At 62.5% G+C, this 461-nt stretch carries 1 pseudogene; it reads left to right on the top strand.

Annotated elements, in window-relative coordinates:
• Positions 1-324: 324 nt before the first annotated feature.
• Positions 325-461 (top strand): annotated as a pseudogene (locus ON38_RS37140) (MerR family DNA-binding transcriptional regulator); the annotation flags it as partial.

The following is a 461-nucleotide window of genomic DNA, read 5'->3' as shown; positions in this document are numbered from 1 at the left end:
TTCTGTGTCGTTGGAAGCGAAGGAAGTGTCCATACGGCACGGGAGATGATGAACTGCCCGTGAAGTAAGACCGGCGGGCGCGGCCACAGGACCAGCATGTACAACGGTCCTACCGCCCGCCGGGAAGCAAGTGAAGTTGCACGGAAAGAAGTGGAAGTAACACCCCGAGGAGAAGGGAGGCGTTGCCCGTCGGGTCGCCCGCGAAGTTATGTGGTTCGGGCGATCGCCGACGTATCGGTTACATGTCGGAAGACGAAGTAATTCCCCCTTTCAGTGCCCCGGCGCCGTTGGCGCCGGGGCCATTCGGCGTCTGGAGACCCCAAGATTTCTGAACCCACGACCGCGAACGAGAAGCTCGACGATGACGACTACCCCGCCTACACCATGGGCCGGGCCGCGGACATGCTCGGCACCACCCAAGCGTTCCTGCGCACCCTGGACGACGCAGGACTGATCACCCC

The sequence above is a fragment of the Nocardia testacea NBRC 100365 genome (assembly GCF_000308775.1).
Lineage (GTDB): Bacteria > Actinomycetota > Actinomycetes > Mycobacteriales > Mycobacteriaceae > Nocardia > Nocardia testacea.
This window is presented reverse-complemented; position numbering and strand designations above follow the sequence as displayed.